The 4617-nt window shown below is 40.6% G+C and carries 4 protein-coding genes, 5 tRNA genes and 2 rRNA genes; 1 reads left to right on the forward strand and 10 read right to left on the reverse strand.

Annotated features, from left to right (window positions below; translation table 11 throughout):
• The 5 genes from C5471_RS22580 to C5471_RS22600 all read right to left on the reverse strand — a co-directional run.
• Positions 1-142: GTP-binding protein (locus C5471_RS22580; RefSeq protein WP_242688831.1), on the reverse strand; the 142-nt coding region annotated here is incomplete at its 3' end.
• A gap of 110 nt (positions 143-252) precedes the next feature.
• A tRNA-Thr gene (locus C5471_RS22585) sits at positions 253-328 on the reverse strand.
• 6 nt (positions 329-334) lie between these two features.
• Positions 335-409: transfer RNA gene (locus tag C5471_RS22590), tRNA-Gly, on the reverse strand.
• A 104-nt stretch (positions 410-513) separates the two neighbouring features.
• A tRNA-Tyr gene (locus C5471_RS22595) sits at positions 514-598 on the reverse strand.
• Positions 599-614: 16 nt separating this feature from the next.
• Positions 615-690, reverse strand: a tRNA-Thr gene (locus C5471_RS22600).
• 431 nt (positions 691-1121) lie between these two features.
• On the opposite strand from C5471_RS22600, the gene coaA reads away from it, so the two are divergent.
• Positions 1122-2072: a type I pantothenate kinase gene (coaA, locus tag C5471_RS22605; RefSeq protein WP_133813969.1), complete on the forward strand. Its 951-nt coding sequence runs from the start codon at positions 1122-1124 to the stop codon at positions 2070-2072.
• A 43-nt stretch (positions 2073-2115) separates the two neighbouring features.
• Here the strand turns inward: coaA and birA are convergent, their stop codons facing one another.
• The 5 genes from birA to rrf (C5471_RS22630) form a co-directional block, all read right to left on the reverse strand.
• Positions 2116-3075, reverse strand: coding sequence for a bifunctional biotin--[acetyl-CoA-carboxylase] ligase/biotin operon repressor BirA (birA, locus tag C5471_RS22610; RefSeq protein ID WP_133813970.1), 960 nt, complete (start codon positions 3073-3075; stop codon positions 2116-2118).
• Positions 3072-4097, reverse strand: coding sequence for a UDP-N-acetylmuramate dehydrogenase (gene murB, locus C5471_RS22615; RefSeq protein ID WP_133813971.1), 1026 nt, complete (start codon positions 4095-4097; stop codon positions 3072-3074). Before murB ends, birA begins: the two co-directional genes overlap by 4 nt.
• Positions 4098-4237: 140 nt before the next feature.
• Positions 4238-4353 (reverse strand): 5S ribosomal RNA (gene rrf, locus C5471_RS22620).
• A 21-nt stretch (positions 4354-4374) separates the two neighbouring features.
• Positions 4375-4450: transfer RNA gene (locus C5471_RS22625), tRNA-Thr, on the reverse strand.
• Positions 4451-4496: 46 nt separating this feature from the next.
• Positions 4497-4612, reverse strand: a 5S ribosomal RNA gene (gene rrf / locus C5471_RS22630).
• Between the last annotated feature and the right edge of the window lie 5 nt (positions 4613-4617).

A 4617-nucleotide genomic window follows, 5' to 3' on the forward strand; every position in this document is an offset into this window, starting at 1 on the left:
CGAATGCACGAGCGTTACCACCGTAGGTTTTAGCCAGTACAGTAGTGATGGCAGCAGTCAGGGTAGTTTTACCATGGTCAACGTGGCCGATAGTACCAACGTTAACGTGCGGTTTTTTACGTTCAAACTTTTCTTTAGACATTAGATTGTCCCTCTAAGACACGGAATCGGTGGTTCCACCACATCAACCAAGCTACTGCTTGTTGAATATTGCTTACAGGAAGAAAACTAGGAGACAAGGACATTAGGAAATGGTGCTGATAGGCAGATTCGAACTGCCGACCTCACCCTTACCAAGGGTGTGCTCTACCAACTGAGCTATATCAGCACATCTTGGAGCGGGCAGCGGGAATCGAACCCGCATCATCAGCTTGGAAGGCTGAGGTAATAGCCATTATACGATGCCCGCATTGAACTCGGCTACCTAACTTTAATCAGCTGTACATTGTATCTCAATGTGCTTAGCTTGGAGTAACTACTCAAGCAGAACACTCAAGACTAAATCTGATTGTTTGGTGGTGGGGGAAGGATTCGAACCTTCGAAGTCTGTGACGGCAGATTTACAGTCTGCTCCCTTTGGCCGCTCGGGAACCCCACCCTATCCAAATTTTTAATGGTGCCGGCACCAAGAGTCGAACTCGGGACCTACTGATTACAAGTCAGTTGCTCTACCAACTGAGCTATGCCGGCATCAAGTGCTGCGCATTCTAGGCAGTGTGAACACTCTATGCAACAAAAAAATCACCTCAATCTGATCATTCGGTCACAAAACACTCGGTTCTATCTAATCAGCTGTTTTTTTCAATAGATTCAGGCCAAATAACAAACAAAAAATTATCTATAACTATTGTGGAACTGATTATAATCCTCTATAAAACTCGATAAATTACTTCATTTGCCGTCAGTTAAATTTCCATCATTAAACAAACAACCTAAACTAGCAGTAAGTAAAGCAACTCAATTTTTTACAATTCTGCATTTCTTATCAAAAAAAACCGCCAAAAATATAAAAAAGCCTACGCCTGTCGCTCCTCAGTCGATATGATGCAATTTATTTTTTGTCGGGGACAGGTTGTTTATTACAACCTGTCCAACCTGCACAAACAGGCAGATGTTGGTTTATGAATAAAAAAGCACCTTTTTTGGCTACTCCATATTTGCAATTCAATCGTGAACAATGGGCAACCCTACGTGATTCAGTTCCACTGACATTAACAAAAGAAGAACTAATTGATTTAAAAGGGATCAATGAAGAAATTTCTTTAGAAGAAGTTGTTGAGATTTACCTTCCTTTATCCCGTTTACTTAATTTTTATATCAGCTCAAATTTACGTCGTCAAGCAGTGCTCGAACAATTTCTAGGCACTGATGGACAAAAGGTCCCTTATGTCATAGGCATTGCTGGCAGTGTTGCTGTTGGCAAAAGTACTACTGCACGTCTATTACAAGCACTGCTGAGTCGTTGGCCTGAACACAGAAGTGTAGAATTAATTACTACAGATGGCTTTCTACATTCTAACAGCGTGCTAAATGAACGTGGATTGATGAAAAAGAAAGGGTTCCCACAATCATATGATATGCATAGCCTAGTGAAATTTGTATCTGATATTAAATCAGGATCCAAACAAGTATCTGCACCAGTCTACTCTCACCTTACCTATGATATCGTACCAAATGAGCAAAAATTCATTAAACAACCAGATATTTTGATTCTGGAAGGCCTGAATGTATTACAAAGCGGTATGGATTATCCCCATGACCCACATCATGTATTTGTCTCTGATTTTGTCGACTTCTCTATCTACGTCGATGCACCAGAAAAATTACTCCAGAGTTGGTATATCAGTCGGTTCCTAAAATTTCGCCAAGGTGCCTTTTCAGATCCAGATTCTTATTTCCACAGTTATTCCAAATTATCAGAAGAAGAGGCCATAAACATTGCATCTGATATCTGGCAAGAGATCAATGGATTAAACTTACATCAAAATATTCTACCAACGCGAGAACGAGCAAGCCTAATCATGACAAAAGGCACTAATCACACTATTGAAAGCGTTAGGTTACGTAAGTAAAAATAGTTTCCGAACCCGGAAGACATCTCTCTTCCGGTTGTTCTTAACAACCTCTCAAAGAAATCTCACCACCAATATATGGAGTGATTACACCATTCTGATCAAGTAACAAAGCACCTTGCTGATTAATACCTCTGGCTATGCCATAAACTTCCTGACTACCAATAATTAATTTTACTGGTCTATCCATAAAATTATCTAACTCAAACCACCGGGAAATAAATGAAGATAACCCTTCATTTTCAAACTGCATCAGAGCTTTCCTCAGATCAAGTATTATTTCTACAGCCAATTTATTACGATCAATTTCAATTCCAGCCTGCTGCAAATTAACCCATTGCTGATTAATAAATTCTTCGTCCTTATGATCCATCGCAATATTTATACCTGCACCGATCACAACCTGAGCAGCATCACCAGTTTTTCCCATTAATTCGACTAAAATTCCTGCTAACTTTTTGTCATCAAGATATAAATCATTTGGCCATTTTACCCTAATTCTATCAGCGCCAAATCGATGCAATACTTCAGCAATAACAATACCGACAACCAGACTCAATCCGATTGCAGCAGCGGGTCCTTGTTCAAGGCGCCAATACATAGATAAATAAAGATTCTTACCAAAAGGCGAAATCCATTTCCGTCCACGCCTCCCTCTGCCAGCATACTGGTATTCTGCAACACAGGCATCCCCTGACTTTAACTCAGATAAACGTTCAAGTAGATACTGATTAGTCGAATCAATAACTGGCAAAACAGCTATACGATCCTGGGGTAAATATTGCAAAATAGTCGATTTATCAAGTAGCTGCATAGGTGCCATGAGGCTATAACCTTTGCCAGGAGCAGTTTCCAATTCAATTCCCCATTCACGAATTGTCTGTATATGCTTATTAATTCCAGCTCTACTCATCCCTAAATCTTGCCCCAGTTGTTGACCAGAATGGACTTCACCATCAGATAAAATCTTAATCAATTGTAATGGTACAGTTATATCTTTCATGAAATACATTCCATAGCATCAATTTCGCCTGTAGAACCAATAAAACGCACCTCAGGTTCAAGTAATACACCAAACTTACTTATCACTTGCTGACGAATATAGGCAGCCAATGCGATTACATCCTTACCTGTCGCATTTCCCTGATTTATCAATACTAGAGCTTGCCTGAGATGCACAGATGCACCACCGATGCGATAACCCTTTAAATTACACCGCTCAATAAGCCAACCTGCCGCTAATTTGAACATCCCATTAGCATGAGGATATTGGGGGCTATCAGGGTAATTTTCTTTAATTTTTACCGCAATTTCCGCACTGACAATTGGATTTTTAAAGAAGCTACCTGCGTTTCCTGTTATTGCAGGATCAGGTAATTTACTGGTGCGCATTGTACATACTAAATCAAAAATCTGCTGAGGAGTTACACTACCTCTCAACAACCTAGTTAAATCACCATAGCTCAACATCGGATGCCAATTTTTTTTCAACAGTAAGCCTACAGAGATAATGAAATGATTTTCTTGATATTTATGCTTAAAAACACTATCTCGATACCCAAACTGACATTCATCAACACTAAGACGCGTTTGTTCTCCAGTTTCCAGATTCAGGACATCTACGTACTCACATACATCTCTAAATTCAATACCATATGCACCAATATTTTGAATTGGTGCCGCACCAGCACAACCTGGGATTAACGCTAGGTTCTCTAACCCATAAATCTGATTTTTAAGAGAATAACAAACTAATTCGTGCCAATTTTCCCCCGCTCCTACATGTAGACGCCATGATTCATCAGTTTCCTGATATTGAATCCCCATGATTCTATTCAGAATCACGGTTCCTTCAAAATCTTCAGTAAATAAGACATTACTACCCCCGCCAAGCAGTAGTACAGGTTGTTTTTGGTTTTTAGCTTTTTGCCATAAAGCTAATAAAGATTCAGCAGATTCAGCTATATCTAAACATTTAGCATGGGCTGATAACCCAAAAGTATTAAACTCTTTAAGGGAAAGCATTTACTCAATACTCAATAAAGCTATTTAATAAGTAGTTTATCAGTCTATAGACATGGAAAACAGTTGGAAAACAAAGTTAGTTTTTTCGCTAAATGCAAAAAGGCCACCCTTTTTGGGTGGCCTTTTCGTCTTAAAATAAAGTCTGGCAGTTCCCTACTCTCACATGGGGAGACCCCACACTACCATCGGCGCTACGGCGTTTCACTGCTGAGTTCGGCATGGGGTCAGGTGGGACCACCGCGCTATCGCCGCCAGACAAATTCTTTATATATTATCATGGTGCTGATACCCAGATTCGAACTGGGGACCTCACCCTTACCAAGGGTGTGCTCTACCAACTGAGCCATATCAGCAATAGTGGCTCGCAGTCAATATTAACGCAAACCCAAAAAAATTAAAGCCTGGCAGTTCCCTACTCTCACATGGGGAGACCCCACACTACCATCGGCGCTACGGCGTTTCACTGCTGAGTTCGGCATGGGGTCAGGTGGGACCACCGCGCTATCGCCGCCAGGCATAT

The sequence above is a fragment of the Photorhabdus tasmaniensis genome, assembly GCF_011189505.1.
GTDB lineage: Bacteria > Pseudomonadota > Gammaproteobacteria > Enterobacterales > Enterobacteriaceae > Photorhabdus > Photorhabdus tasmaniensis.